18 protein-coding genes and 1 pseudogene are annotated in these 24,547 nt (G+C 62.6%); 9 read left to right on the top strand and 10 right to left on the bottom strand.

The window, feature by feature from the left end:
• Positions 1-116: 116 nt before the first annotated feature.
• A complete protein-coding gene (locus LPA34_RS14670) occupies positions 117-1,268 on the bottom strand; it encodes a porin (protein WP_228979308.1) in 1,152 nt (383 codons plus the stop codon).
• Between the two features lie 612 nt (positions 1,269-1,880).
• Here LPA34_RS14670 and LPA34_RS14665 point away from each other — a divergent pair.
• Positions 1,881-2,405: a hypothetical protein gene (locus LPA34_RS14665; protein WP_228979494.1), complete on the top strand. Its 525-nt coding sequence runs from the start codon at positions 1,881-1,883 to the stop codon at positions 2,403-2,405.
• A gap of 28 nt (positions 2,406-2,433) precedes the next feature.
• On the opposite strand, the gene LPA34_RS14660 is transcribed toward LPA34_RS14665, so the two are convergent.
• Entirely contained in the window at positions 2,434-2,874 is a 441-nt protein-coding gene (locus LPA34_RS14660) for a hypothetical protein (RefSeq protein ID WP_228979306.1), read from the bottom strand.
• Between the two features lie 211 nt (positions 2,875-3,085).
• On the opposite strand from LPA34_RS14660, the gene LPA34_RS14655 reads away from it, so the two are divergent.
• The 6 genes and pseudogenes from LPA34_RS14655 (at position 3,086) to ggt (ending at position 10,012) form a co-directional block, all read left to right on the top strand.
• Positions 3,086-3,760 (top strand): CDP-alcohol phosphatidyltransferase family protein, encoded by a 675-nt coding sequence (locus tag LPA34_RS14655; protein ID WP_228979299.1) that lies wholly within the window; start codon positions 3,086-3,088, stop codon positions 3,758-3,760.
• Positions 3,761-3,763: 3 nt separating this feature from the next.
• Positions 3,764-4,585: a HalD/BesD family halogenase gene (locus LPA34_RS14650; RefSeq protein ID WP_228979298.1), complete on the top strand. Its 822-nt coding sequence runs from the start codon at positions 3,764-3,766 to the stop codon at positions 4,583-4,585.
• On the top strand, positions 4,582-5,586 hold the full coding sequence (locus LPA34_RS14645) for an HpnL family protein (protein WP_228979296.1): 1,005 nt from the start codon (positions 4,582-4,584) through the stop codon (positions 5,584-5,586). Before LPA34_RS14650 ends, LPA34_RS14645 begins: the two co-directional genes overlap by 4 nt.
• Before the next feature lie 23 nt (positions 5,587-5,609).
• Positions 5,610-6,386 carry a phosphocholine cytidylyltransferase family protein gene (locus tag LPA34_RS14640; protein WP_228979294.1) on the top strand — a complete coding sequence of 259 codons (777 nt, stop codon included), beginning with the start codon at positions 5,610-5,612 and terminating at the stop codon, positions 6,384-6,386.
• An 88-nt stretch (positions 6,387-6,474) separates the two neighbouring features.
• Positions 6,475-7,947, top strand: a pseudogene (locus LPA34_RS14635) (MFS transporter); the annotation flags it as partial.
• Between the two features lie 331 nt (positions 7,948-8,278).
• Positions 8,279-10,012, top strand: a complete 1,734-nt coding sequence (gene ggt / locus LPA34_RS14630) for a gamma-glutamyltransferase (RefSeq protein ID WP_228979290.1) — start codon at positions 8,279-8,281, stop codon at positions 10,010-10,012.
• A 139-nt stretch (positions 10,013-10,151) separates the two neighbouring features.
• Here the strand turns inward: ggt and LPA34_RS14625 are convergent, their stop codons facing one another.
• From LPA34_RS14625 to LPA34_RS14610, 4 genes are all read right to left on the bottom strand, one after another.
• Complete coding sequence (locus tag LPA34_RS14625; protein ID WP_324251746.1) at positions 10,152-10,475, bottom strand: type II toxin-antitoxin system RelE/ParE family toxin; 324 nt, start codon at positions 10,473-10,475, stop codon at positions 10,152-10,154.
• A complete protein-coding gene (locus LPA34_RS14620) occupies positions 10,472-10,723 on the bottom strand; it encodes a ribbon-helix-helix domain-containing protein (RefSeq protein ID WP_228979288.1) in 252 nt (83 codons plus the stop codon). Before LPA34_RS14620 ends, LPA34_RS14625 begins: the two co-directional genes overlap by 4 nt.
• A 389-nt stretch (positions 10,724-11,112) precedes the next feature.
• The gene (locus LPA34_RS14615; protein ID WP_228979286.1) at positions 11,113-11,427 is read right to left on the bottom strand and encodes a hypothetical protein; all 315 of its coding nucleotides are present in this window, start codon (positions 11,425-11,427) and stop codon (positions 11,113-11,115) included.
• 62 nt (positions 11,428-11,489) lie between these two features.
• On the bottom strand, positions 11,490-12,533 hold the full coding sequence (locus LPA34_RS14610) for a S1C family serine protease (RefSeq protein WP_228979283.1): 1,044 nt from the start codon (positions 12,531-12,533) through the stop codon (positions 11,490-11,492).
• Positions 12,534-12,741: 208 nt separating this feature from the next.
• On the opposite strand from LPA34_RS14610, the gene LPA34_RS14605 reads away from it, so the two are divergent.
• Entirely contained in the window at positions 12,742-13,110 is a 369-nt protein-coding gene (locus tag LPA34_RS14605) for a VOC family protein (protein ID WP_228979281.1), read from the top strand.
• A gap of 126 nt (positions 13,111-13,236) precedes the next feature.
• Entirely contained in the window at positions 13,237-14,163 is a 927-nt protein-coding gene (gene ppk2, locus LPA34_RS14600) for a polyphosphate kinase 2 (protein ID WP_228979279.1), read from the top strand.
• Positions 14,164-14,250: 87 nt separating this feature from the next.
• Here the strand turns inward: ppk2 and LPA34_RS14595 are convergent, their stop codons facing one another.
• The 4 genes from LPA34_RS14595 to LPA34_RS14580 all read right to left on the bottom strand — a co-directional run bounded on the left by LPA34_RS14595 (position 14,251) and on the right by LPA34_RS14580 (position 24,185).
• On the bottom strand, positions 14,251-15,837 hold the full coding sequence (locus LPA34_RS14595; RefSeq protein ID WP_228979277.1) for an inorganic phosphate transporter: 1,587 nt from the start codon (positions 15,835-15,837) through the stop codon (positions 14,251-14,253).
• 103 nt (positions 15,838-15,940) lie between these two features.
• The gene (locus LPA34_RS14590) at positions 15,941-16,537 is read right to left on the bottom strand and encodes an IMPACT family protein (protein ID WP_228979275.1); all 597 of its coding nucleotides are present in this window, start codon (positions 16,535-16,537) and stop codon (positions 15,941-15,943) included.
• Between the two features lie 203 nt (positions 16,538-16,740).
• Positions 16,741-18,666, bottom strand: coding sequence for an AI-2E family transporter (locus tag LPA34_RS14585; RefSeq protein ID WP_228979272.1), 1,926 nt, complete (start codon positions 18,664-18,666; stop codon positions 16,741-16,743).
• 893 nt (positions 18,667-19,559) lie between these two features.
• The gene (locus LPA34_RS14580; protein ID WP_228979270.1) at positions 19,560-24,185 is read right to left on the bottom strand and encodes an NACHT domain-containing protein; all 4,626 of its coding nucleotides are present in this window, start codon (positions 24,183-24,185) and stop codon (positions 19,560-19,562) included.
• Positions 24,186-24,547: the final 362 nt, after the last annotated feature.

Raw genomic sequence — 24,547 nt, 5'->3', positions numbered from 1 at the left:
AAGCAGGCCAGACGGAAACGCACGCATATAAAATGCGCTCGCAAAAAAACGCGCGCGTGGCGGGAGCACGCGCGCGTTTCGCCGGACCGGACTGAACGTCCGGTCCGCATGCAACATCAGAAGCGGTGACGCAGACCGATCGCAACAGCCGTCTGGTTCGCCGTCGACGACGGTGTCAGCGTGTTGATCGCCGCCACGTTGGCGCCGAAGTTGCCGAGCTCACCCGATGCGTGCTGGTACACGCCTTCGAGGTAGACATCGGTGCGCCTGCTCAGCGCGTAGTCGCCCTGCAGCGACACCGTATGCCACTTCGGATCGCCCGAGCCGTTCGAACCCGACACCTTGCCGTTCGTGAACGTATAGGCAGCCGCGAGGCTCAACGCCGGCGTGAACGCGTACTTGCCGTTCACTTCGTAGTTGTCCATATGCAGGTTCGTGCCGGCGAGGCCGCCGATGAACGTGCCGCCCACGTTCGCGCTTTGCAGGTTGTCGAGCTGCGTGTGCGTCCACACGAGGCCGACCGTTGCCGGACCATACGCGTAGTTCGCGCCGACCCCGTACGTGCGTTGCAGTTCGGCGGCGAGGTTCGCGCTGCCGTCGCCGCTCGACACTGCGCCGCCCGTGTTGTTGCTGCCGCTGTTGTTCAACTGCAGGTAGGCAGCCGCGACGTTCAGCGGACCGTTCGAATACGATGCGCCGGCGCTCCACGCGCGGTTGTTCGAGAACTGGCCGGCGGCATTGCTGAAGCCGTACAGGCCGCCGAACTGGAGACCAGCGTAGTTCGCGCTGGTGTACTTGACCGCGTTCTTCACGGAGAACGAGTTGTTGAGGTTGTCGTTGTCGAGCGGATGGCCGGCCAGGTTGTTACCGTAACCCGAGCCCGCGGCTGACAGCGGCGCGAGGTAGTCGACGACGGAATCGTACTGGCGGCCGAGCGTCAGCTGGCCGTATTGATCGCTCTTCAGGCCGACGTAGGCCTGGCGGTTGAACATCGTATTGTTCTCGGAGAACGAGCCGTTGTTCAGGTTAAAGCCGCTTTCGAGGGTGAAGATGGCGTGCAGACCGCCGCCCAGATCCTCGCTGCCGCGCAGGCCGAAGTACGTGTTCGAGACGGCGCCGCTGCCTTGCTGCCAGTTGCTGTGACCCGCCTGGTTGTTCGTGTAGACGAGGCCGGCGTCGAGCGTGCCGTACAGCGTGACGCTGCTTTGCGCCTGTGCCGAGGCGGCAAACGCGCCGAGAATACCCGCAACGATAAGGGTTTTTTTCATGCTTTTTAACTCCGGGACAGTGCATGGGGAATCGCCTCCAGTTCCTCTCTGGTAGAGCCGGTCTGTTGACGATTCGCAGCGAAGTGTATTCGTCTGGCGACAGATTTTTTGTCCCGAACGACGCAATAATGATTTACGGAATCAGTAACGATTAAATGAATTGCCGTAACTGCGGATTTATAAAGGAGTTTCGGATTCTGTTATCGGCCACCGTCGTGTTTCAGTTGGTGACTCCGTTGCTGTACCGCGACGGAAGGCGATGGATGGCATATGCCGCTGTGCGGAGAATTGTCAATTCTGGAAAAAGTTCGCGCGCTTTCATGCAAGGTATTGTTGCGGTTTTTGAGGGTGTGATATCGGTTTTAAAATGAAATCACCTCTGATCATGAGATTTGTTTTCTCGTTTTTTAAAACAATTACCAGGTCAGGTTTTTTTGAATATCGTCAGTAATATATTTTAATTGACGCGATATACGCAATTCATCGTTCCACGCATGGATGTATTGCGCAGGCGTCTTGTCCGTCTGGCCGGGTGACGGCTTCGCGCGCCGCGATGCGGGTAAAATCCGCTACTTGCCCGCTGGAGTGTCCCTGAACGTGAGTAAAACAGTCATGCCCGAAAATTCGCTTCCCCTATCCGACCCGGCCGCCGAAGACGAGGCCACCGAGCCCGAAGTCCAGCAGAATCCCCGTCTGTGGCGCGACGACGGCTGGACGGCGCGCGTCATCAAGAACGAGGATGATGACGGCTGGGCGGTGCAAATGATCAAGGACGGCGAGCCGGAGCCCGCGCTCGTCGGGCCGTGGACGATGGGCCGCGACAAGAAGAATCCGAAGCCGCTCGATACGTCGGCGTTCAACACGCTGGTGAAAACGGCATCGGAAGTGTTGCGGCGCCACGAGCAGCAGTTGCACGCGCTGCTTCACAAAAGCGTGAACGTCGCCTCGGCGTCGGGTGACGACGAACTGGAAATCACGCTCGACATCGTGCCTTCGGAAGACGATCCCTACGCGCTCCTCACGGCGCTCGATCCGTATGGCGAGCAGCTCGCGCAGGTCAAGGTCGCGCCAAACTTCAGGCTGACGAAGGCGAGCGCGGCAACGTGGGTCGAGAACGATTTTCGCCGGCCGGGCTGAGTTGCGGCAAGCGCGGGCGCGGCGGCGTCTAGCTGCGTTTGCAGAAGATCGCGGTCAGGTGCGGCCCGGCGTGATGGACGACAGCCGTGCCGCCCAGACTGTCGACAACGGCCTGTACCTTCGTGTCGCTGGCGAATACCACGACGCCGTAGGCCGATTTTGCGAGCGGCTCGCCGTCGCCGGTACGGAACATCGGGTCGTCCTTTTCGAAGCCGACCACCGCGAATACCGGAAAGCCGAACGCCGTGAGCCTGGCGCCGCGCGCAGGCCAGAACGCGTTGATCGAGTTGCTCTCGACGCGCATGGGCTTCGGATCGATCAGTTGCTGGCCGGCGAGATCGGCGAAAAAGCTGTGGGCGGTGGTGTTGCAGGCGAGCGCCGCGTCGAGATCGGACGCGTGCGAAAACGTGGGTAACGCAGCAAGCGAAAGGGCAAGAACGGTAGAAAGGGCAGAGATGAAACGTTTCATGGGAATCCGGATGGTGCGTTCGCAATCCGCCGACGATCTTCGTGGCGGAGGTTGCGCCGCAGCCATGACACCCATGGTGGCGCAACAGGTACGGCACTTTACCAGGAATCCCAAAAACGTGCGCCGGGGACCACGCCGAAACGACGATTTTGCGCAACGAAACAGTGACGTAGACAGCAAGGATTTCATAACCCGTATATATTTCCGGGTTATGAATCGACGACCCCCTATCCGCCCGAACGTTCCCGCGCCCCGTACATGGGACGCGCGGCTCGCCCGCCGGCTTGTGACGCCTCTCATCGACACCCGCATCACCCCCAATCATCTCACCACGCTACGCCTGCTGATCGGCGTTGCGGGCGCATTGTGCCTCGCTCGCGGCAGCTTTGCTTTTTCGAACGCGGGTGCTTTTCTGATCGTCCTGTCGAACTTCGTCGATCACACCGACGGCGAACTCGCGCGCATCAGCGGCAAGACGAGCCGGATCGGTCATTTTTACGATCTCGCGAGCGATGCGCTCGTGACCGTTCTGCTGTTCCTCGGCATGGGCATCGGCATGAGCACGGCCGGGGGCCTCGGTCTGGTCGCATTGCCGACGCTGCTGGGTGCCATTGCGGGCGTATCGGTGGCCGTGATCTTCTTTCTGCGCATGCGGATCGAGGAAATGGCGGGCAAGGCCGGCACGAAACAGGCCTCGGCCGGCGGCTTCGAGACCGAGGACGTGCTGTATCTGTTGCCGCTCGTCACGCTGACGTCCGGCACATCGCCGTTCATCATCGCCGCATCGATCGGTGCGCCGCTCTTTGCCGTATGGGTGATGATCGATTACCGCCGCGTGTCGCGCCGTGCGCGACCCGAGGCGCAGTCCAGTCAGGTTATGGGTTAGCAGATGAATGTGCATGCTGGAGACGACGTGATGGAATCCGTCGCGCTGGACAATTCACAGGTCACGGGCTCGCAGCGCGCGACGCCCGACGCCGATCGCGCCGTCGCAAGCCGTACGCACGGTTTTGACAACGCGCGCCTGCGCAAGGATTTCGCCGACCAGGGCGCGTTCCTGTATCTCGACGATTTCCTCGCGCCGGAAGTGACTGCGCAACTCGTCGCGAGCGCCCGCGGGCTGCTCGACGAGGTGAACCGCAACTATCTGCCGGGCCACAAGCAGGGCGGCAGCGTGAGCCGCCACACGATCGATCGCCTCGCGCCGTTCATCGCAGAACTGTATCGCTCGAAGGAACTGATCGGCTGGCTCGAACAGCTGTCCGGCGATCAGTTGATGGTGTCGCCCGCCGACGATCCGCACGCGTATGCGCTCTACTACTACACACGTCCGGGCGACCACATCGGCTGGCATTACGATACGTCTTACTATGACGGCCGCCGTTACACGCTGCTGCTCGGCGTGATCGACGAATCGACCTGTCGTCTCGACTACGAACTGCACACCCGCGACGACAGCAAGCCGGACCTGCCCGGTTCCGTGCAGATTCCGCCTGGCGGCCTCGTGTTCTTCGATGGCGACAAGCTGCGTCACCGCATCTCGCCGATGGGCGAAAACGAGATGCGCGTCTCGCTGACGTTCGAATACGTCACCGATTCGAACATGCGTCCGTGGAAGCGCTTCATTTCGAACATGAAGGACGCGATCGCGTACTTCGGTTTCCGTCAGGTCTTCAGGCAACTGATGAGGCGTAGCGGAGACGCTGCGTGACGCGCGCGGCGATGATTCTGCTGACGATCGGCACCGCGCTGTTCGTCGCGCTGCTCGCGTGGCAGGGCTTTGGCTCGGTCGCCTCGACGCTGCTCGCGGCGGGTTGGGGTCTCGCGCTTGTCGCTGCGTTCCACGTACTGCCGCTCGTGATCGATGCCGGCGCCATCTCCGTATTGTTCAAGCCGCGCCAGGACCACGTGACGCATCGCGACGCCGTGTTCGCGCGCTGGATCGGCGAATCGGTGAACAGCCTGCTGCCGGCCGGCCAGATCGGCGGCCCGGTCGTGATGGTGCGCCAGCTCTCGCAACGCGGCATGCGGATGCGCGATGCCGCTGCGGCGGTCACCGTGAGCACGACGTTGCAGGCGCTCGCGCAGATCGTCTTCGCGGTGCTCGGCCTGTTGCTGTTCAGCGCGTACGCCACGCACGGCCCGCTGCGCGAACTGCGTACCGCGACGTTCATCGGCACCGGCGTGCTCGGCGGCATGGTCGTGATGTTCTACTTCGCGCAACGGCGCGGGCTGTTCGGCCGCCTGCTGCGCACCATGTCGAAGGTATTCGGCAAGCGCGACTGGTCGGCGCTCACCGACAGCGCCGATTCGATCGACGCCGCCGTGCATGCGCTTTACCGCGAGCGCGGCCGCGCCGCGGCGAGTTTCGCGTTGAGTTTCCTGGGCTGGCTTGTCGGCACGGTCGAAGTGTGGCTCGCGTTGCGGTTCCTCGGCCATCCGGTTGGCTGGGTCGACGCGATGCTGCTGGAGAGCATCGGCCAGGCGATCCGTGGCGCGGCGTTCGCGATTCCCGGCTCGCTTGGCGTGCAGGAAGGCGGGTATCTGCTGCTCGCGCCGCTCGTCGGTCTGCCGCCCGATGCGGCGCTGGCGCTCTCGCTCACCAAACGCGCACGCGAACTCCTGCTCGGTCTGCCGGGCCTGTTGTATCTGCATTTCAGCGAACGAAAATGGCAGCGTCGTCGTGCGACGCGCGTGCCTGTTGCCGATTAACCGTCTTTTAGAAAGGGCCGCCCATGCGCGCGATCATCCTTGCAGCAGGTCTTGGCCTGCGTCTCCAGCAACCGGCTGGCGATCAGTTTCCGAAGTGCCTGTTGCAATTCGACGGCGTGACCCTGCTCGAGCGTCATCTGCAAATGCTCGACGCCGCGGGTGTCCACGATGTCGTGCTCGCGCTCGGCTTCCAGCCGGAACTCGTCGAGGCGGAGCTCAAGCGCATCAACTGGCCGCATCACGTCGAGATCGTGCTGAACCCGCGCTACGACCTCGGCAGCGTGCTGACCGTGCATACCGTCGCCGATGCGCTCACGCGGGGCGGCGACGTCCTCGTGATGGATGCCGACGTGCTGTACGACGAGCGCATCCTGAGCGCGCTGGTGGCGGGCGAGTCCGTCAACCGCCTGCTGATCGACCGCGACTTCGAAACCGGCGACGAGCCCGTCAAGCTGTGTCTGCAGGACGGCGTGCCGGTCGAACTGCGCAAGCAGCTGGCCGTCGGCCTGCAATACGACACGATCGGCGAATCGGTCGGCTTCTTCCGTTTTCGCGAGGAAACCGCGCGCCGCTTCGCGGAAATCGTCGCGGGCTATATCGACAGCGGCCGCGCGAACATGCCGCACGAAGAAGCGGTGCGCGACCTGCTGCTCGAGCGCAGCCAGGTGTTCGATACCGCCGATGTGACGGGCGCGCCGTGGATCGAGATCGACTTCCCGAACGACGTCGCGCGTGCGGGCCGCGAGATCCTGACGCAGCTGCGTCCGTTCGTCAGCCTGGCGCGTCAGACCACGTCCTGATCTCGCGCGGGCATCGGGGTCGGGCACGTTGGCGCGTTTCGTGCCCGCTGGCAGCCCCAAACCGGATTTCGTGCGCGATTGACAGCATCGCGCACGCGAGCGATGCGATAATCGCGTCTTTACGTTTGCGGCTTTGACGCCTGCTGTCCATCTGCCAATGCCTCTTGCTCTAGGCACGTTCATCGTTCCCCTGATCGTCGCGTGTGCGATGTTCATGGAAAACGTCGATGCCACGGTCCTCGTGACGTCGCTTCCCGCACTTGCACACGACCTCGGTCACGATCCCATCACGCTCAAGCTCGCGATCACCGCGTATGTGATCGGCCTCGGCGTATTCATTCCGATCTGCGGCTGGGTGGCCGACCGCTTCGGTTCGCGTACCGTGTTTCGCACCGCGATCGGGATCTTTATCGTCGGCTCGCTGATCAGCGCCGTGTCGACGTCGCTCGGGATGTTCGTCGTCGCGCGCTTCGTGCAGGGCATCGGCGGCGCGATGATGGTACCGGTCGGACGGATCATCATCTTCCGCTCGGTGCCGAAGTCGGACTTCATCCGGGCGGTCAACTATCTGACGGTGCCCGCGCTGCTCGGGCCGGTCGTGGGGCCGCCGCTCGGCGGTTTCATCACCACGTACCTGCACTGGCGTCTGATTTTCGTCATCAACGTCCCGATCGGCATTTTCGGCATCTGGCTTGCGAACCGGCATATCGCGAACGTACGCGAAGCGCATCCGGGGCGCCTCGACTGGGCCGGCTTCGTACTCTCGGCCGGTGGCGCGTCGCTCTTCATGCTCGGCTTGTCGCTCGTCGGCGGTGAGCTGGTATCGGGCACGGCGTCGACGCTCATGTGCGTGGCCGGCGTGCTGCTGTTGCTCGCCTACTGGTTTTATGCACAGCGCGTCGAACTGCCGGTACTCGATCTGCGTCTTCTGCGTATCCCGAGTTTTCACGCGAGCGTGGTGGGGGGCTCGCTGTTTCGCATCGGGCTCGGTGCGGTGCCGTTTCTGCTGCCGCTTGCGTTGCAGGAAGGGCTCGGGATGACGGCGTTCGCGGCGGGCGCGATTACGTGCGCGTCCGCGTTCGGGTCGATCTTCATGAAGCCGTTTGCCTCGGGCGTGCTCGCGCGCTTCGGCTTTCGCCAGGTGCTGATGATCAACGCGGCCATTTCGGGCCTCGTGATCGCCGTGTACGGAGTCTTTGTTCCTGGCACGCCGCACTGGTTGATCTGGTGTGTGGTGCTGGTGGGCGGCGTGTTTCCGTCGTTGCAGTTCACGAGCCTCAATTCGCTGGCGTACGCCGACATTCCGAGCCGTGACGTCGGCCGCGCGACGAGCGTGGCGAGCGTGATCCAGCAGATTTCGCTGGGGCTTGGCGTGACGCTCGCCGGCCTCGTGCTGCAGATTTCACATGATTTGCAGGGCCACGCCGCGATTGTCTGGACGGACTTCTGGCCGGCATTTCTCTTCGTCGGGCTGTTCTCGGTGGCTTCGATTCCCGTCACGGCGCGACTGCCGCACGGAAGCGGCGACGAAATCGCGCGCGGCGGCCGCGGCAGCACGTAACGCGCTATATGGCGGCGCCGCGGGCGCCGGCTGCTGCGTCGCGACGGCGCCGCGGGTTCGCCTCGTCGAACGTTCGTTCGCCCGTGCATTGCGGACGATTGCCGGGCACGTTGATCGACGATGCCGGCACGATCGCGCGTCTTGGCGTGCGCGTCGCCTTTCATGAGCGCCTGTGCGTCTTGATGATTCTCCTTGCTGCCGGACGACTTTTTTCGTGCCGCACCATCGGTCGCACATACTGGGACGCTTCGCAAATCCCGGACTCGCGTGATATAAGCCCAGAACAGACTTGTTCATCGCTGCATGAGGGAGTTGACATGGGGGACACGCAATGAAGCTGCTCAACAACGTGAAATCGTCGGCAACGGGCTTTGCGCTGGTTGCGCTGGTATCGGTCTCGGCTACGTTTCTCGAGAGCGCGCCGGCCGTTGCCAAGGGTGTCGTCAGGCCGCAGCCGGCTGTACTGAGCGCATCCGCGATTGCGGTGGCGGACAAGTACAGCGCCGATGCCGCCGGGCAGATTTTCAAGGAAGGCGGTAACGCCGTCGATGCGGCCGTTGCGATTGCCTTCACGCTTGCCGTGACGTATCCGGAAGCGGGCAACATCGGCGGCGGCGGTTTCATGACGCTCTACGTGAACGGCAAGCCGTATTTCATCGACTACCGCGAGCGCGCGCCGCTTGCGGCGACCCGCAACATGTACCTCGACGACCAGGGCAACGTCATCAAGGGCAAGAGCCTGTACGGCTACTACGCGGTCGGCGTGCCGGGCACGGTGGCGGGCATGTGGGAAGCGCAGCACCGCTTTGGGCGGCTCAAGTGGAAGCAGGTTCTTGCGCCCGCGATCAAATACGCCACCGACGGTTTCGAAGTCGACGAGCAGCTCGACAAGCGCCGCGAGACCGCTTCGAAGGAATTCGCTGGCAAGACGAACTTCGACACGTACTTTGGCAACCTGAAGCAGGGCGTCAACTTCAAGCAGCCCGATCTGGCCGCCGTGCTGACGCGCATCGCGAACAACGGCGCGAAGGAGTTCTACAACGGCAAGACAGCGGACCTGATCGCGGCTTCGATGCGCGGCCACGGTCTGATCACGAAACGCGACCTGCAGGATTATCGCGCCGTATGGAGGAAGCCAATCGAAGCCGACTGGAACGGTTACCACGTGATCACCGCGCCGCCGCCGAGTTCAGGCGGTATCGGTCTCGTGCAACTGCTGAAGATGAAGGCGGATCTCGCGTCGGACTTCAAGGGCGTGCCGTTGAATTCCGCGCAATACGTGCATCTGATCGCCGAGATCGAGAAGCGCGTGTTTGCTGACCGTGCGCAATACCTGGGCGACACTGACTTCTACAAGGTACCGGTCGAGCAGCTGATCGACGACCCGTACATCGCAAAGCGCGCCGCCGAAGTGAACCCGACGACGCCTTCGGACACGAAGAGCGTGCAGCCGGGGCTTGGCACATCGATGCCGGAGAAGGCGGAGACGACGCACTTCTCGGTGGTCGACAAGTGGGGCAATGCGGTATCGAACACGTACACGATCAACGGTTACTTTGGATCGGGCGTGGTGGCCGAGGGCACGGGGATCGTGCTGAACGACGAGATGGACGATTTCGCCGCGAAACCGGGCGTGCCGAACATGTTTGGCGTGGTGGGCAGCGACGCGAACTCGATCGAACCGAAGAAGCGTCCGTTGTCGTCGATGTCGCCGACGATCCTGACGAAGGACGGCAAGGTATCGCTGGTGATTGGAACGCCGGGCGGCTCGCGGATCTTCACGTCGATATTCCAGGTGATCAACAACGTGTATGACTTCAACATGCCGTTGCCGGAGGCGGTGGCCGCGATGCGCTTCCACCATCAATTGTTGCCGCCGAACACGATTTTCTGGGAGCCGTACAAGCCGATCGATGGTGAACTGGCGAAGGAGATCGAGGCGAAGGGATACGTGCTGAAGGGACAGGATTTCAGCGGCGACATCCAGGCGATCAAGATCAATGGAGATACACCGGAGCCGGTATCCGACCCACGGGGACGCGGGATATCGAGAGTGATCCAGTAGCCGGAAGGGCGGAAGAGGAAGGAAAGGCGGGCATCGAGAGTCGGTGCCCGTTTTTTATCGTGGCGGGTGGGTTACGTCAATTCACTGTGGCGAATCAAGGCGTACTGCCCCGAGAGGAATGCTGGATATCTGGCTTGTTTCAGTTCTCAAGCAGCCACGACGGGATATCGCGCTGCACATGGAGGATGCGCCACACGTCGATATGGTCGTCGCGCTCAAAATAAAAAACCAAGTAGGGATAACGTGACAGCGACCAGCTCCTCAATCCGGGAAGATCCAGTTCGTAGGCATATCGGGTTGAACCGGTTTGAGGACGCCGCTCTATATGGCTGTATGCCGCTTCCAGTGCGTCAATAAGGCCGAGTGCAGCGTGTTGCGAGCCTTTGCCCAGGTAGCAAGCGATGGCATCCTGTACGTCCTGCGCGGCCTGCTTTCGCTGGGCAACTATTTTCGCGCGTATCAACCGCGAGTACCGGTCTTACCCGGCTTTCGAACCTTGGCGCGCAGACCGTCAAAATATGCTGGGTCTGCTACTCCGGCGGGCTCAGAAGCGCCGCCGACGAGCAGCATTTCCCGAAGGCGCGAGCGGTCCTGATCGTTTCGGATCAGCTCACGCACATACTCGCTGCTCGTACCGTATCCGCGCTGGATGACTTGCTCGTCGACATAGGTCTTGAGAGCGTCGGGTAGGGATATGTTCATGGTCGTCATATCCGCATACTAGACAATTTGGCAAAATTTGGCAAGATTGAGGTGCGAAACCTGTTGCAACGACGCAAACGAAGAGAGACCTTCGCGGCGCCGCACGAAGTGCGAAGCAGGTCGAATGAATGCTGTGCCACAGGCGGCGCTGCGCGAGAGATCAGATCGTGCGCGGACCAGCGCGGCTTAGAATGTGAGGGCGACACTTCATGGGTTGCCATTCCCCGGAAATGACACACCAGGAAAAGATGAGTTATCGAAGCGCCTTTCTTTGCCTGCTTTTCTTTGGCAAGGCGCCCCGAAGGAAGTCCCCTTGGGGGACAAAGAAAAGTAGGTGCCGCCCCGCACAGGGGCGACGCTAATAGACCGACATGATCACAAGGAAAGGCCAAAAAACCCTAAAGCTTCAAAATCCGCTCAAAAAACCGACACCACGCATCGGCATGAGCGGCATCCTGAGAGGACAAGGAAGAAGAACCAGAGGAAGAAGAACCAGAGGAAGAAGAAAAAGAAGGAAAAGAAGAAAAAGCCTCATCCCCAGCCTGCCGGCAGGCAAAAACAAACCGTTCCAGCGCTTCACGATCGCCGAACACCATTTCCCGCTGCGCTGCAACAACCACAACCCGCGCGGGTCCGCGCCTGACCCTGGGCACACCGAAATCGTCATATCCAGCGATGTCACGCGCAACTTTCACCTGGTAGTCACTGGCCAAGTCGCTCTCCTCAGCAGCTGATCGATCTCCCCAGTATAGGCAACGAATCGGCAACAAAACGGCTAACTGGCCTGCTCAACCGGCGTCAAGGCCAGTTCGAGCTTGCGCGTGCCGCGCAGGACAACCACCGAAACCACACGATCGATCCGCGAAGCGTCGAGCACCCGCTGCAATCCGTCGACACTCTCCACCTCGACGCCGTCGATACCCACGATCGTGTCGTCGGTCCGCACGCCGGCCGTCGCGGCCGGGCTGCCCCTGACCACTTCCATGACGCGCACACCGCTCGCCGCCGGCAGCCCGAAATACCGCTGCACGCGTCGCGAGAGGGGCGTCGTCGTGCCGGCCACGCCGATATAGGCGCGTCGCACGCGCCCGTAGGCGAAGAGCTGCATGATCACCCACTTCGCCGTATCGATGGCCGTCGCGAAGCAGATGGCCTGCGCGCCGGGGATGATCGCCGTGTTTACGCCGATCACCTGTCCCGACGCGTTGATCAGCGGGCCGCCCGAATTGCCCGGATTCAGCGCGGCGTCGGTCTGGATCACGTCGTAGATCATGCGTCCCGAATTCGCGCGCAACGAGCGGCCGAGCGCGGACACCACGCCGGTCGTGACCGTTTGCGCGAGCCCGAGCGGATTGCCGACCGCGATCGCGATCTGCCCGACGCGCAGCTTGCCCGATTCGCCCAGTTCGACGTGCGGCAACGGTTCGGGCGAGCCGATCCGCAGCACGGCGAGATCGCTGTCCGGATCGTCGCCGACGAGATCGGCGTCGAACCGGGCGCCGTCGGCCAGCGTCACGCGGATATGCGTCGCGCCATGCACGACGTGGCTGTTGGTCAGCAGATAGCCGTCGGGCGTGAAGAGAAAGCCCGAGCCCGTGCCGCCGCGCACGCCACGGCCGCCCGGCCCGCTGGGGTCGCCCGGCAGGCGCCGTTCGACGGAAATAAACGCGACGGCCTGCTGCACGCGCCCGAGCGCGCCGATGACGGTGCGGGAGTAGGCGTCGAGCAGCGCGTCGTCGGTGGCGAGCGGGTGAGGCGCGGCCGCGTCGGATGGCACGCCAGGCGACAGATCATCGATGAAACGGGGACGGCTTCCCATGATGAAGCTCCAGATAATTGGACCTGCAGATGCGGGGTCGCGCCGCTGTTTTTCAAGTGTCGCGGCGTCGACGCAGGGACGCGCGATGCCAACGTGCTGTGAGACACTTCCCTGACATTGGCCTTGCGCTGCTTTCGCCTCCATCACCGCAGTCCACGGTTGGAGCGGCAACCCTGCAGAACAATTCGCGCGAAAGGAGCACGACAGCATGAACGAGCCCGAAGTCGAATCGCTCAGTGCGATCACGCTTGCGACGCATGACATGGCCCGTGCGGTAGCATTCTACGAAGCGCTGGGTTTCCCACGCCGCTTCGGCGGTCCCGACGAGGCGTTTACATCATTCGCGCTGGGATCGTCGTTCCTCAACGTGATCGCCGACACGCGCGGCCCGATCAGCTGGTGGGGGCGTGTGATCATTTACGTGTCCGATGTCGACGGCATGTACCGCAAGGCGCAGGCCGCCGGGTTGACGCCGGAATTCGCGCCAGCGGATGCGCCGTGGGGCGAGCGCTATTTTCATATCGTCGATCCGGACGGGCACGAGCTGAGCTTTGCGCGACCCCTGGCCCACACCTGAAGCCGTCAGTGCGCCGTGACAGCCACACCGGAGTAACACGGTTGACACTTCGCGCTTCGATAATCGGATCGTCGGTACCGCACGCATCGTGCGGGCAGTCCGTTTCCGTCGCACAGGAGAATGACGATGAAAGAAAATGACATGGCCCTCGACGCCGCGGCGTTTGCCGAACGGCAGCGCCGTTTCGAAGAAGACCTCATCGATGCATACGACGAGGAACTCGAAATGGAAGTGGACGACCGCATCGTCGACGGTGCGGACGGCCTCACTGCCGAAGCCCGCGAGGCGCGCAAACACTATTTTCGCGAGCTGTTCCGTCTGCAGGGCGAACTCGTCAAGCTGCAGGACTGGATCATGCACACGGGGCACCGGCTCGTCGTGATCTTCGAAGGCCGCGATGCGGCGGGCAAGGGCGGTGCGATCAAGCGCATCACGCAGCGCCTGAATCCGCGCGTGTGCCGCGTGGCGGCGCTGCCGGCGCCGAACAACCGCGAACGGACGCAGTGGTATTTCCAGCGTTACACGCAACATCTGCCGGCGGGCGGCGAAATGGTGCTGTTCGACCGCAGCTGGTACAACCGCGCAGGCGTCGAGCGCGTGATGAATTTCTGCTCCGACGAAGAGTACGAAGAGTTCTTCCGCTCAGTGCCGGAATTCGAAAAAATGCTGGTGAGAAGCGGCATCCAGATCGTCAAATACTGGTTTTCGATCACCGACGAAGAGCAGGAAATCCGCTTCCAGAACCGCATTCTCGATCCGCTCAAGCAGTGGAAACTAAGCCCGATGGATCTGGAAAGCCGCCGTCGCTGGGAAGCTTATACGCAGGCGAAAGAAGTGATGCTGCATCGCTCGCACATTCCCGAAGCGCCGTGGTGGGTCGTGCAGGCGGTCGACAAGAAGCGCGCGCGTCTGAACTGCATTCACCATTTGCTGAGCCAGGTGCCGTACCACGAGGTCGACCATCCGCCGGTCGCGCTGCCTGACCGCGTGTACAACACGGAGTACATTCGCCAGCCGGTGCCGGCTTCGATGATCGTGCCGGAAATCTACTGATCCAGTCCGGGCGCAGGTCATGAAAAACGGCGTGCAGTTCAATGAACTGCACGCCGTTTCCGCATCCGCTGCGCCGTCGAAGCTGCTTCAGAACACGAAGCGAAACGCCCAGTACAACCCCCCCGCGAGCACGATCGAAACCGGCAGCGTCAGCACCCATGCGAGCACGAGGCTGCGCACGGTGTTCCATTGCAGGCCCGAACCGTTTGCCGCCATCGTGCCGGCCACACCCGACGACAGCACGTGCGTCGTCGAAACCGGCAGGCCGTACATGTCGGCCGCGCCGATCGTCAGCATCGCGACCAGTTCCGCCGAAGCGCCTTGCCCGTAGGTCAGATGCTGCTTGCCGATCTTCTCGCCGACGGTCACGACGATCCGCTTCCAGCCGACCATTGTGCCGAGTCCCAGCGCGATCGCGACCGCAACCTTCACCCATGTTGGAATGAACCGGGTGGCGTGATCGGTCTGCTTCCTGAAGTTGTCGATGGCCCTGAGGTCGTCCGCCGCGAACGCGGGCTGCTTCGCCTTCTCCATCAGGCGGATCGCTTCGGACGCGACGTACATGTTGTTACGCACGTTATCGACCAGGTCTTTCGGCACGTTCGCCATCGAGCCCGACGAGCCGACCTGCTGGCCGATCTGCTCCGTCAGCTGTTGCAGCGCGGGGATCGTCGCGGGGGTGAGCTGGCGCGTCTGCACGAAGGTTTCCACGTCGGTACGCGGGTTCGCCGAAGGCGGCGCGCCGTTCGTGTATTTCGCGAACGTCGCCGCAGCCTGTTGCGAGACCGCGAGGAACGTCTGCGTTTCGGCCGGTGTGACGGCCTTGTTCAGCGCGAAGGAAGCGGGCACCGTGCCGATCAGGATCAGCATGATGAGGCCCATGCCTTTCTGGCCGTCGTTGGAGCCGTGCGCGAACGACACGCCCGTGCATGTGAGGATCAGCAGGCTGCGGATCCAGAATGGCGGCGGGTTCTTGCTCTTCGGTTCAGCGTAAAGCGCGGGAACCCGCACGACCGCCTTCAGCACGCGCAACAGCAGGGCGGCTGCCAGAAATCCGACCAGCGGCGAAAACAGCAGCGACTTGCCGACGCCGAGCGCCTGGTTCCAGTCCACGCCGCTTGTGCCTGACGAGCCGTGGATCAGCTGGTTCATCAGACCGACGCCGATGATCGAGCCGATCAGCGTATGCGAGCTCGACGACGGCAGCCCGAAATACCACGTGCCCAGATTCCAGATGATCGCGGCAATCAGCAACGCGAACACCATCGCGAAACCGGCGCTGTTGCCGACCTGCAGGATCAGTTCGACGGGTAGCAACTGCAGGATGCCGAACGCGACCGCGCCGCTCGACGTGAGCACGCCCAGAAAATTCCAGGTGCCCGACCAGACGACAGCGAGGTTCGGTGTCAGCGAATGGGTATAGATGACGGTCGCGACGGCATTGGCCGTGTCGTGAAAGCCGTTGACGAATTCGAAGCCGAGTGCGATCAGCAACGCGATGCCGAGCAGGAAATACGGCAGGAACGCGTTGGGGCGAAGCGGCTGCAGATCGTCGATCAGATGGGTGGCGACGTAAAAGGCGCCGGCGGCGATGACGAGCACGAAGACGATGAGGCTCGCATTCCGGCCTCGTCCAGCTGCTACGTCCGGTTGCGGATAGGAGAGATCTGGCATGGCCTTGCCCTGAAAGGATCGGTTAGCGGGACCTTCGATCCTGCAGGGCGGGCGTGTCAGGCTGATGACGAAACCGTGTCGGTTATGCCCCTTAAAGCATGCCTCAAGCGGCCGCTTCGGGAAAAATCGCGCGGCCTTGCGTCATGTCGCGCAGCGCTTCGCGTGCTGCGTCGACGACGGTAGCGGGCATCCGGATGGTCAGGATCACCGCCATGCCGTAGGCGCTTTCCGCGAGCGCGTGATGTTCCTGCTCGATCCAGCGGCGCACGCGCGCCTCGTCCGGGTACCCGATCTCGACGGCCAGCGTCACCTGGGCGATGCGCTCGACGCGCGGTGCATCCTGGAGCGCGGTCGCGATCGCGTCGGTGTAGGCGCGCACGAGACAGCCCGCGCCGAGCTTGACGCCACCGTAATAGCGGACCACGGCGGCCAGCACGCCGTCGAGATCGTGATGCCGCAACACTTCCAGGATCGGCCGGCCGGCGGTGCCCGAGGGTTCGCCATCGTCCGACATGCCGGACTGACCGCCTGCGAGCAACGCCCAGCATACGTGCGTCGCGCCCGGATGTTCGTCGCGCAGACTGCGCAGCGCGGCCATGGCCGCATCGCGATCCGCGACGGGAATCGCGTGCGCGATAAAGCGGCTCTTGCGGATTTCGAGTTCGGCGGTGAGGGCGACGGGCAGTGTGTAAGTCGGCAAGGCGAGGTTCTGCGAAGAAAAGGAACGCGTCGCACGAGACGGCGCAGGCGTCATGGTAACGGATCGCCGGTTCACGGGGCCGCGCGGGGCCGCGCTACCCCCGGACCAGCGCGCCTCGCACTCGCGGATTTCGCAACGGTGTCTTGCGTGAACGCGTGATGACGCCATCCGTGGCAGCCCGCATAATCCGGGTCTTGACGGATCTAGCTCCCGGCTGGGGCGAAACCGGGTTCCTCACCTGGTCGGTCCGTCACCTCTACTTCTTCTTCCATCGCGCTCACGGCCATGCGGGATTCCTCGATCAAACCGCGGAACGTCGTGGTGCTGAGCGTGCCGTCAGGTGCGGCGGCGGGCGCATCGGGTTTGTCCCCGGGCGGCGCGCCGAAACCGATAATGAGCGCGGCGGACGTTTCCTGCGCGCGCACGCGTCGCACGAGGTTGCGCAGATAAGGCGGCGACGCGGCGGCATCCAGAGATATCACACACATCACCGATACGCGATTCACATCCACCGAAGCCACATCGCCGCGACGAAAGTGCTCATAGGTCGTGGCGACGCAGGCGGTCCGGTAACGCGTCAGCAACTGCACGGCAATCGCCGTGGCAACTTCGTCGAACGCGCCGCGTCCGGCGACGCATAGCACCGGTTCGCCTGTCATCGTGGCGACGCGGGTGGCGTCCGCGGATGTCGCCGGGTTCGGTTCGTCAGGCGCGAGTATGTCCGGAGCGCCTTCCACTGCTTCGAGGTTCTCGACGATATCGACGAGCGCCTCGTTGATCCGCGCAAGCTGTTCCGTATGCAGCACACCGCGCAACGCATCGTTGCGTGCGAGGCGCAATCCTTCGAGCACGACCTGATCGTAGTAATCGACGATCGACATCTCGCCGAGCAATCGTTCCGCCTGGACGATCGCTTCATGCAGATCGTTCGCGAGCAGCCGCTGGTAGAAGTTCTGGGCAGGCGTCAGCGCCGGCTGGTCGCCCAGCAGCACGGTAAGGAAGTTGAGGCGGTCGGCGTAGCGGCCGAGCGTGACGATGCACAGCGTGAGCGGCGTCGACAGCACGAGACCGACGGGCCCCCATAGCCAGCTCCAGAAAATCGCCGCGACGATCACCGCGAGCGGCGACAACCCCGATCGATGTCCATACAGAAGCGGCTCGAGAACCTGCCCGGCCACCAGATCGATGACGATAAAGAGCACCAGCGTCCATACGGCCATCGTCCATTGCGGCTGAATGGCGGCGGCCAGACACACGGCGAGCACGGCCGCGATCCAGATGCCGATATACGGCACGAAACGCAGCAGCGCCGAAATCACGCCGAAGAGCAGCGCGCCCGGCACGCCGAGCAGCGCGAGCCCGAGCGCGATGATCGCGCCCACGCCGAGATTCAGCCCGAGTTGCGCGACGAAATAGCGGGAGAGGCGCACGGCGGCGTCGTCGATGGCCGTGGTGGTGCGATGCAGGTCGCTCGACCCGAACAGGCTGATCAGGCGGTCGCGCAGGTCCTCGCGCTGCAGCAGGATGAAGATCGTGACGACCAGCACGATGAACGTCGTCTCGATCGGCGCGATGGCGGGAGAAAACGCGCGTTGCGCAAGTTCGAGCGGCGTCGGCGCAGGTTCGTGGACCTCGACCGTCATCGGCGCGGCGGGGGTCCCGCGGGCGGGGCGACCGGTGACACGCGGCGCGGGCCGCGAAGGCGCGACCCGCTGCAGCGCGCTGGCGGCGCGGCTGAGCAGTACGTCGGCGCGACCGACCGTTTTCTCCTGCACGGTTTCGATCTTGCGTTCGATGGCCGCCTGATACTGCGGCAGGTCGGCGGCGAGCTGGACGATCTGTGCGCCGATCAGCGCGCCCGCGCCGAGCAGCACGGCCAGTGCGAAGAACACCGCGATGAAGATCGACGGTAGCTGGCCCATGTGCAGGCGGCGCAGCGTGGTGACGAGCGGGGCGAGCAGAAAGCTGAGCAGCACCGACAGGATGATCGGGATGAGAACGGCGCGCCCGAAGTACAGCCCGCAGACCACCACGACCCCGGTCACCACCGACGCGAGTCCATGCAGCGTCGGCGTGTGCGGCGGATACACGCGATTGGGTCTTCCGTTCGGCGGCGACGGGAGGTTCATGAGTCAGGGTTCCGGGTGAAAGGGCGCCTCGCCGCGAGAAGGCGGCTTCAGCGACAGGGAACGAATTTTAGCAATCCGCGTGCCCGGTGGCATTGGGCCGGCGCGGCCGGAACACCGGCGCCGGCAGAGCGATCGATGCGGCTAACGCGTCTGTCGAGTATGCGCTGTCGGGCGGGGCGAGGCCAGCGTGTCGATTTCGCCCAGGCCTTCTTTGGCATCTATCTGGCGTCACCATCTCCGAGGCCGCAAACAAGCTGGACGGCAGCGAGGTCTATTCGATCTGAGCAGGCTCGCACCGCCCGGCGTACTCAAGCGCAAGGTCAAGGTCTACGTCGCGCCCAATCCAAAGGACCACGCACAACCTCGTGTTCCGTGAACGAGATATGCCAGGGTCCTGGTGTCGTGAGTTAGACGTTCGTTGTATTAATGTCCGGTACAGTCAGCGATGACGAAATGCGGCTTGAAGAGCCGCCTGGACTCACGTAATCCTTCTTCGGTAAAGATCGCGACCGATCGCGGATTGGCGTTGTAGCCATCGAGGTAGTAGCGGATAGCGTCGTCGTCGAGTTGTCGTGTCGGACGATGTGCGCCGCGTCGGCAAGAGTGTTCCGGCGTGGTAGTGAAGCCGCACTTTTCGTGTCCGCGACCCGGACATGCAGGCAAACGGAATTCGCCAGGCTGCGTCCCGTCGAAAATCAATCACTTGCTAACGAACTCTGTCGTCAGTTCCGGTCTACCCGAACCGAATTAGTTGGACTGCGCGGATTTTTGTCGCGAATCCGTCAGACCAGGATTCAATCCCTGGCTGCTACGGCAACGATCGCCCCGTCCTGTGCCGGCCGCGTGAGGCTGCACGCGGCCACTTTCGGCCGTTCGTCTGACCCACGCAGCAGTCACTCGAACGGCCGGTCCGCTCCGAAATCTGCCCATTGCTTAGCACGCTTGTCGGCCAGAAGCGGCCAATCATCTGAGCGCCACCCGGCGAACAGCTCCAAGCCCAAATTCTGACGCGCCGTCCGAGTCGACCACTCCAACGGCGGCCATTTAGATGTTTTTTCGCGTCTCTGGGGTTTCTTCACGCCCTTCTCGCCGTCTTTGGTAGAAAGGGGTGACGGCGCATCGCCGAAAGAAGGCCGCAAAGCAGCAGTTTTGCGCTTTCCCGATCCCAGCTTCGGCTGCTTTGCCACCGACTCAGCGATTTTCTTGACCTTCTTGGCCGCCTTGGTGTCGATGCCGCGCCGCGTGAGGTCGATGCCGATCACACGAATGTCCTCAACACCGGGGTAGTCGTTCGATATAAGCACCCAGTGTCGCTGCAACTCGTCCACGAGCATCTCGAAAGCGTCAACTCGGCGCCCATTCGGCAGATCCCAGTAGGTTTTTGTCCCGAGATAGACTATGACGAAGATGCCGCGGCTTGAGCGGAGATCGCGCAGATAGTCACCACACAGCTGGGTTTCGAGGCGCTCAAAAAGGTGAGGGCCAGTCCACTTGTCAGCAAGCTTGAGTTCGGCCGGCACTGGGGCGTCAAAGCCGACGCCAAAGAACCGCAGATCGGGACGCTTCGCATCGGCGAGCTCCTCTTCTTGCGGGATGACGTATCGGCCGGCTGCGCGATCGCGACACCATCCACCCAAGAACTTCCTGAACTCCGTCTCCTGATCGACCGCCTGGAGGATCGAGGCGATGCTGGAATCGCCGTTCTCGAGGTCGTGCTTCAACGCTTCCAGCTTGTCGACGGCGTGATACCAGAGTTCGCGGTGATTCGCCGGCGTCGCTACTAGCGATTTCCCGAACTCCTGGACCTGCGACGGCGTCCACGCATCGACGTCCGCGTCTGCGGCGGCCTTGGTCTTCGCGTCGTAGCTCATCCACGGCCGGGAGCGCTCGTCAGGGTGCGCGCGTCCCATTTCGAGCAGCGCGAGGAACGCCTCCTTCCCAGGCGTCTCTCGGATAAATGCGATGAGCGCATTTCGCGCATCCTGCGCATCGTCTCGCAAACCTGGCGAGTATACGCCTTGCCCTGCGCGGTCGATGTCGTCGTGCTGCCGGATGTAGCGCGCCATGAGCAGATAGAGCGACTTCATGTGCTCGACCGTGCGATACGCCTGCCGAGCTCGTCCTTCCTGCGACCTGCCACCGACGAGGGCGACGACGAACGCAAGGGCCAGCTTAGTCTGCTGGACCGGGTCATCCATACCGGCAAACCGGGCGGCAAGGGCTGGGATCGCGGCGGCAGGATCGGTTCCGACCCAGGCGGCGAACCAGATCGGAGAAAAAGTGAGGTTGCGAGTGGCGTCCGCGTTCCGCGAAGCAATTGCAGCGATCGTCTTGTCGTCGACCGATGATCGGTTGACGATCGCGAGAAGGTGGCCGAGGTTTCGTGTATTGACCCGCTTCGCGCGCAACTCGGGCAAGAGCGCCGGAGCAATCTGATCCCAGATCCAGTCGCCATGCCAACTGACGTCACAGAGCGCGTAGTGGCTCTCTCCCTCCTCCGTTTCGGTAGAGAGCTCGTATTTGATCTCCTTCAGCAGCACGTCGAAGACTTGTGATGGGAACGACGCATACAGCCGGGGAAGCCAAACTGGAAATCCATTGAGCTCCTGTAGGGCGTATCGTGTCGCGATCTCCGCGTCAGCCGGAAAGAAAGAAGACGGCCAATCGATGGTTTCCCGCGCTTCGATCGACAGTCCGGTAAGACCGAAAATCGTCGAGAACGGCGTGGTGTTCGCGGCGGCACCCTCGGAGCGGAGCACAGGCCCGTTCTGTCGCCAGTATCCTGCGGCGCCATCCCGGAAAGCGAGTGCGACGTCCTGGCCGAACTCTTCGATGAGCGATTGCCAATTGCCCTCTGTCCACCAATTATGCTGACTTTCGGCGCCACGCATTTGCTCGTGCAGGTAGTGCTGGTCGCCGGAGATCATGCCGGGCTTTCCGAAGTCGCGGATCTTGTCCACTCGGCCCGCGAGGATCTGCTTTGCCTTCTCCTTGGACGCCGCTTCCCTCTTCGCCTCCTTCTCGGACCTGCGCTTCCAGGCTGCTTCCTGGCGCTTGAACTTGGTATTGGCACCCTTGGGCGGTTTGAGCAACTTGCCTAGCTCAGCATCCACGTCAGGATAGACCGACGACACCTTCTGGAGCGCCTCTCGCCACGCCCGAAGCCGAGCATTTTGCTGGTAGAGAGTAAAGGCGAGCGTCAGCGCGACGAGTTTGTCGTCTTGGAGTCGCCGAGTGGCGATCTCGTCGCACATATAATCGAAATCTGAACCGTCGAAGGCCCAATAGGTGCCGAAGATCGAGACGTGCCAGTAGTCAGTCAGCCGCTCACCGTTCTTGCGCTTCCGTCGCGCGCGCTCCTCGGCGACGCTATGCCAGAAAAGTGCACGGTTGAGCGCTGGCCATCCGCGGACCAGTTGTGGCAGTTCGTTGAGCCCACCCTCGAATGCGCCGCGCTGGTAGGTCTCGGCTATGGGCAGCTTTCGCAGGATCAAAAGCGCAGTTTTCTTCAGCGTGGCAGGATCGCGGCCTTTTATCAGCCGCACCAAGCCTTGGCCCGCGATCTGGCCGAGCCAGCTATATCGCTGGGAAATCTCGCAGTGACGCTGCTCGACGACTGGCCTGCGGCTCAGAAGTTTGGCGAGTCCATCGAGAAGCGTGGGGAGGAGCGTCGGCGGAAGTGCGGCCACGTAGCTGGCGAGCGAATCCAAGAGCGGATCGGTCTCGTAGCGCTTCTTGGGTGCCGTGAGCGCAAGGGCGGCGAGCAGCCAGTCCACGTCGGCCTGCGTCTGGCCGAGGCCGACGACAAGCTCACCGAGCCATCTGCGCGAGAGCGGCGGCGTTTCCTTGATGAATGCCTCGCGGACCTCGGAGCAGTCGTGTCGCGACCCGACTTCGATCATTGCCCGGATGGCTGCGATCCGCGCGTACTCCGCGCGCGAGGTGAGTGCGAAGTGCTTGGCCTTGTCCGCGAGGGTAGCGATCCCTCCTTGTGCGACCATGCGGAGAAGGAACCAGACGATGTCGTCGTCGCTGCTGTGCTTGTCAAGAAGTTCCCGGATGCACTCCGCGAGGTCCGGATTCGCGAAACGCTGCACGGCCGAATACTCGGTGGCGCTTCGGCCATGCGCTGGCTGGGTGAGTTGCTCACAGGTTTCGCGCAAAATTTGGGCGCGTGTATCCACTGGCAGTTGTGCAGGATCTCCACCCTCAAACAAGACCTCGGGCGCGAGACGCATTACGCGCTCAAGGATCCGCCGGTCAAGTAGGGCTAACCAGGGAAGAAGCGGGCGCATCGTCGGCACCACAACCTCGATGCCGTATTGGCGACGGAAAAAGAGGTTCTCGATCTTCGCCCGCGATCCTTCGTCGACAAGCATGGCGTTGAGCCATTCCGCTGTGAGAAATTCCCGGACGGAACGGTGGTGGAAGCGTACCGTCCCGTAGATGCCCTCGTCGAATATCGGCCTGGTCAGGAGTGTCCGACAGTCGGTATCGTTCCAGTCGGTCAGCACTTCCTTGATCGAGAGCCCGCGGTCGTTCTGCTGACCGTCGGGCACCCGGATAGCCGACTCCTTCGCGAGCGTCGCTGCCGCCGCGACAAAGCGCGCGCCCGCTCGGATACGGTCCTTGGAGATCGGGTTAGCGTCGGCGCGGTCTTGGTCGCGCTCCTCCAAGCGTTTGTCGATGCTCGCCCGTATCAGCTCGAGACGCGAGCCAATCTTCTTGTTGGCGATCCAGAACTCGACTGTCTCGGCGAGGTCCAGTGGGCGGCCCGTGAACGACCATGCGTCAGCGCGTTCTACCGCCTTTTTGAAGCCTTCGATATCGGTGACGCCCTTCGCGCTGGCAAAGCGGTCGACCTGCTCGCCAGCGATCTCGTCGAGCGCGACGATGCGAAATGGCGACTTCCGACCCTTCGGTACAGGGACGTCGCTAGTGGTCACGGCTTCATCGGACTCCTGGTCCTGGTCGGGCGCGGTCGCCGGCGGCGTCCACGGTAGCGCCGCCTCACAGATCAGGAGATCAGTCCTTGGCCGCCAAGCGTCGGTCCGTCCGGTGATGACGACATGGGTACGTTGAAGGACGCGGCCGAGCTTGCGCCCGACCTTCCGTATAGCGCGCTCGAAATCTTTCGGGTCTTTCAGCCGTGCTTCATCGACGGAGTCCAACAGAAGCCAACCGCGCTCGCTAGAGGTCCTCCACTCCTCAAACTCCTCGGGCGTTCCCTCCTCGAACGCGGCGTCGAAGTCTTGGGCGAGGTGCTCAATGCGCAGGAAGAAGGCTCGCTTCGCGCTCTGCCGCAAGTTGCGGCAGACGTGCCGGAGCTCTTCTGTTTTTCCGGACCCTGCCTCGGAGAGGAGGACAACACGCGGCTCCTCAAGTAGATCGGACCATTGCGTAGGTTTGTCGCGGCGCATCAGCCGGAATAGATCCGACTCCTTGCCTTCCTCATCGCTAAGCGCGAGATCGTGAAATGTGCGGTGAAGCTGGATAAACTCGTCGAGGTCGACCGACATCTAATTCCCCTTTGCATCGTCGCTGCCGAGAGACGGTGCATCTGTTTCCCACCATTAACTTATTAATTATGACGTAAGCATGATTTTACGGGGTCATTACATCAAAGATGTGCTGTGGACCGTCTGGGTTATTCCGGGAAGTGAAACGACATAATCAGAACGGGATGCTCACACGTCGGTATTTCATGACCCTATCTGCTGTTGGATGGAGTCAGCATGCATGACCGGGACAGTACGATTTTTGCCATTGAAACTATGGCTGCTCGACCGGGGGTTACGGGGAGTAGAGTTATCTCATCATTGGCGATGGCCAAGCGTCCCGGAACGGCCCCCGCCCGGCGGCGGGAGCCGCCCCCGGGCCG

The sequence above is a fragment of the Paraburkholderia gardini genome (genome assembly GCF_907164575.1).
Taxonomy (GTDB): Bacteria; Pseudomonadota; Gammaproteobacteria; order Burkholderiales; family Burkholderiaceae; genus Paraburkholderia; species Paraburkholderia gardini.
The sequence above is the reverse complement of the archived record's forward strand: the minus strand, read 5'-3'. Positions and strand labels throughout refer to the sequence as shown.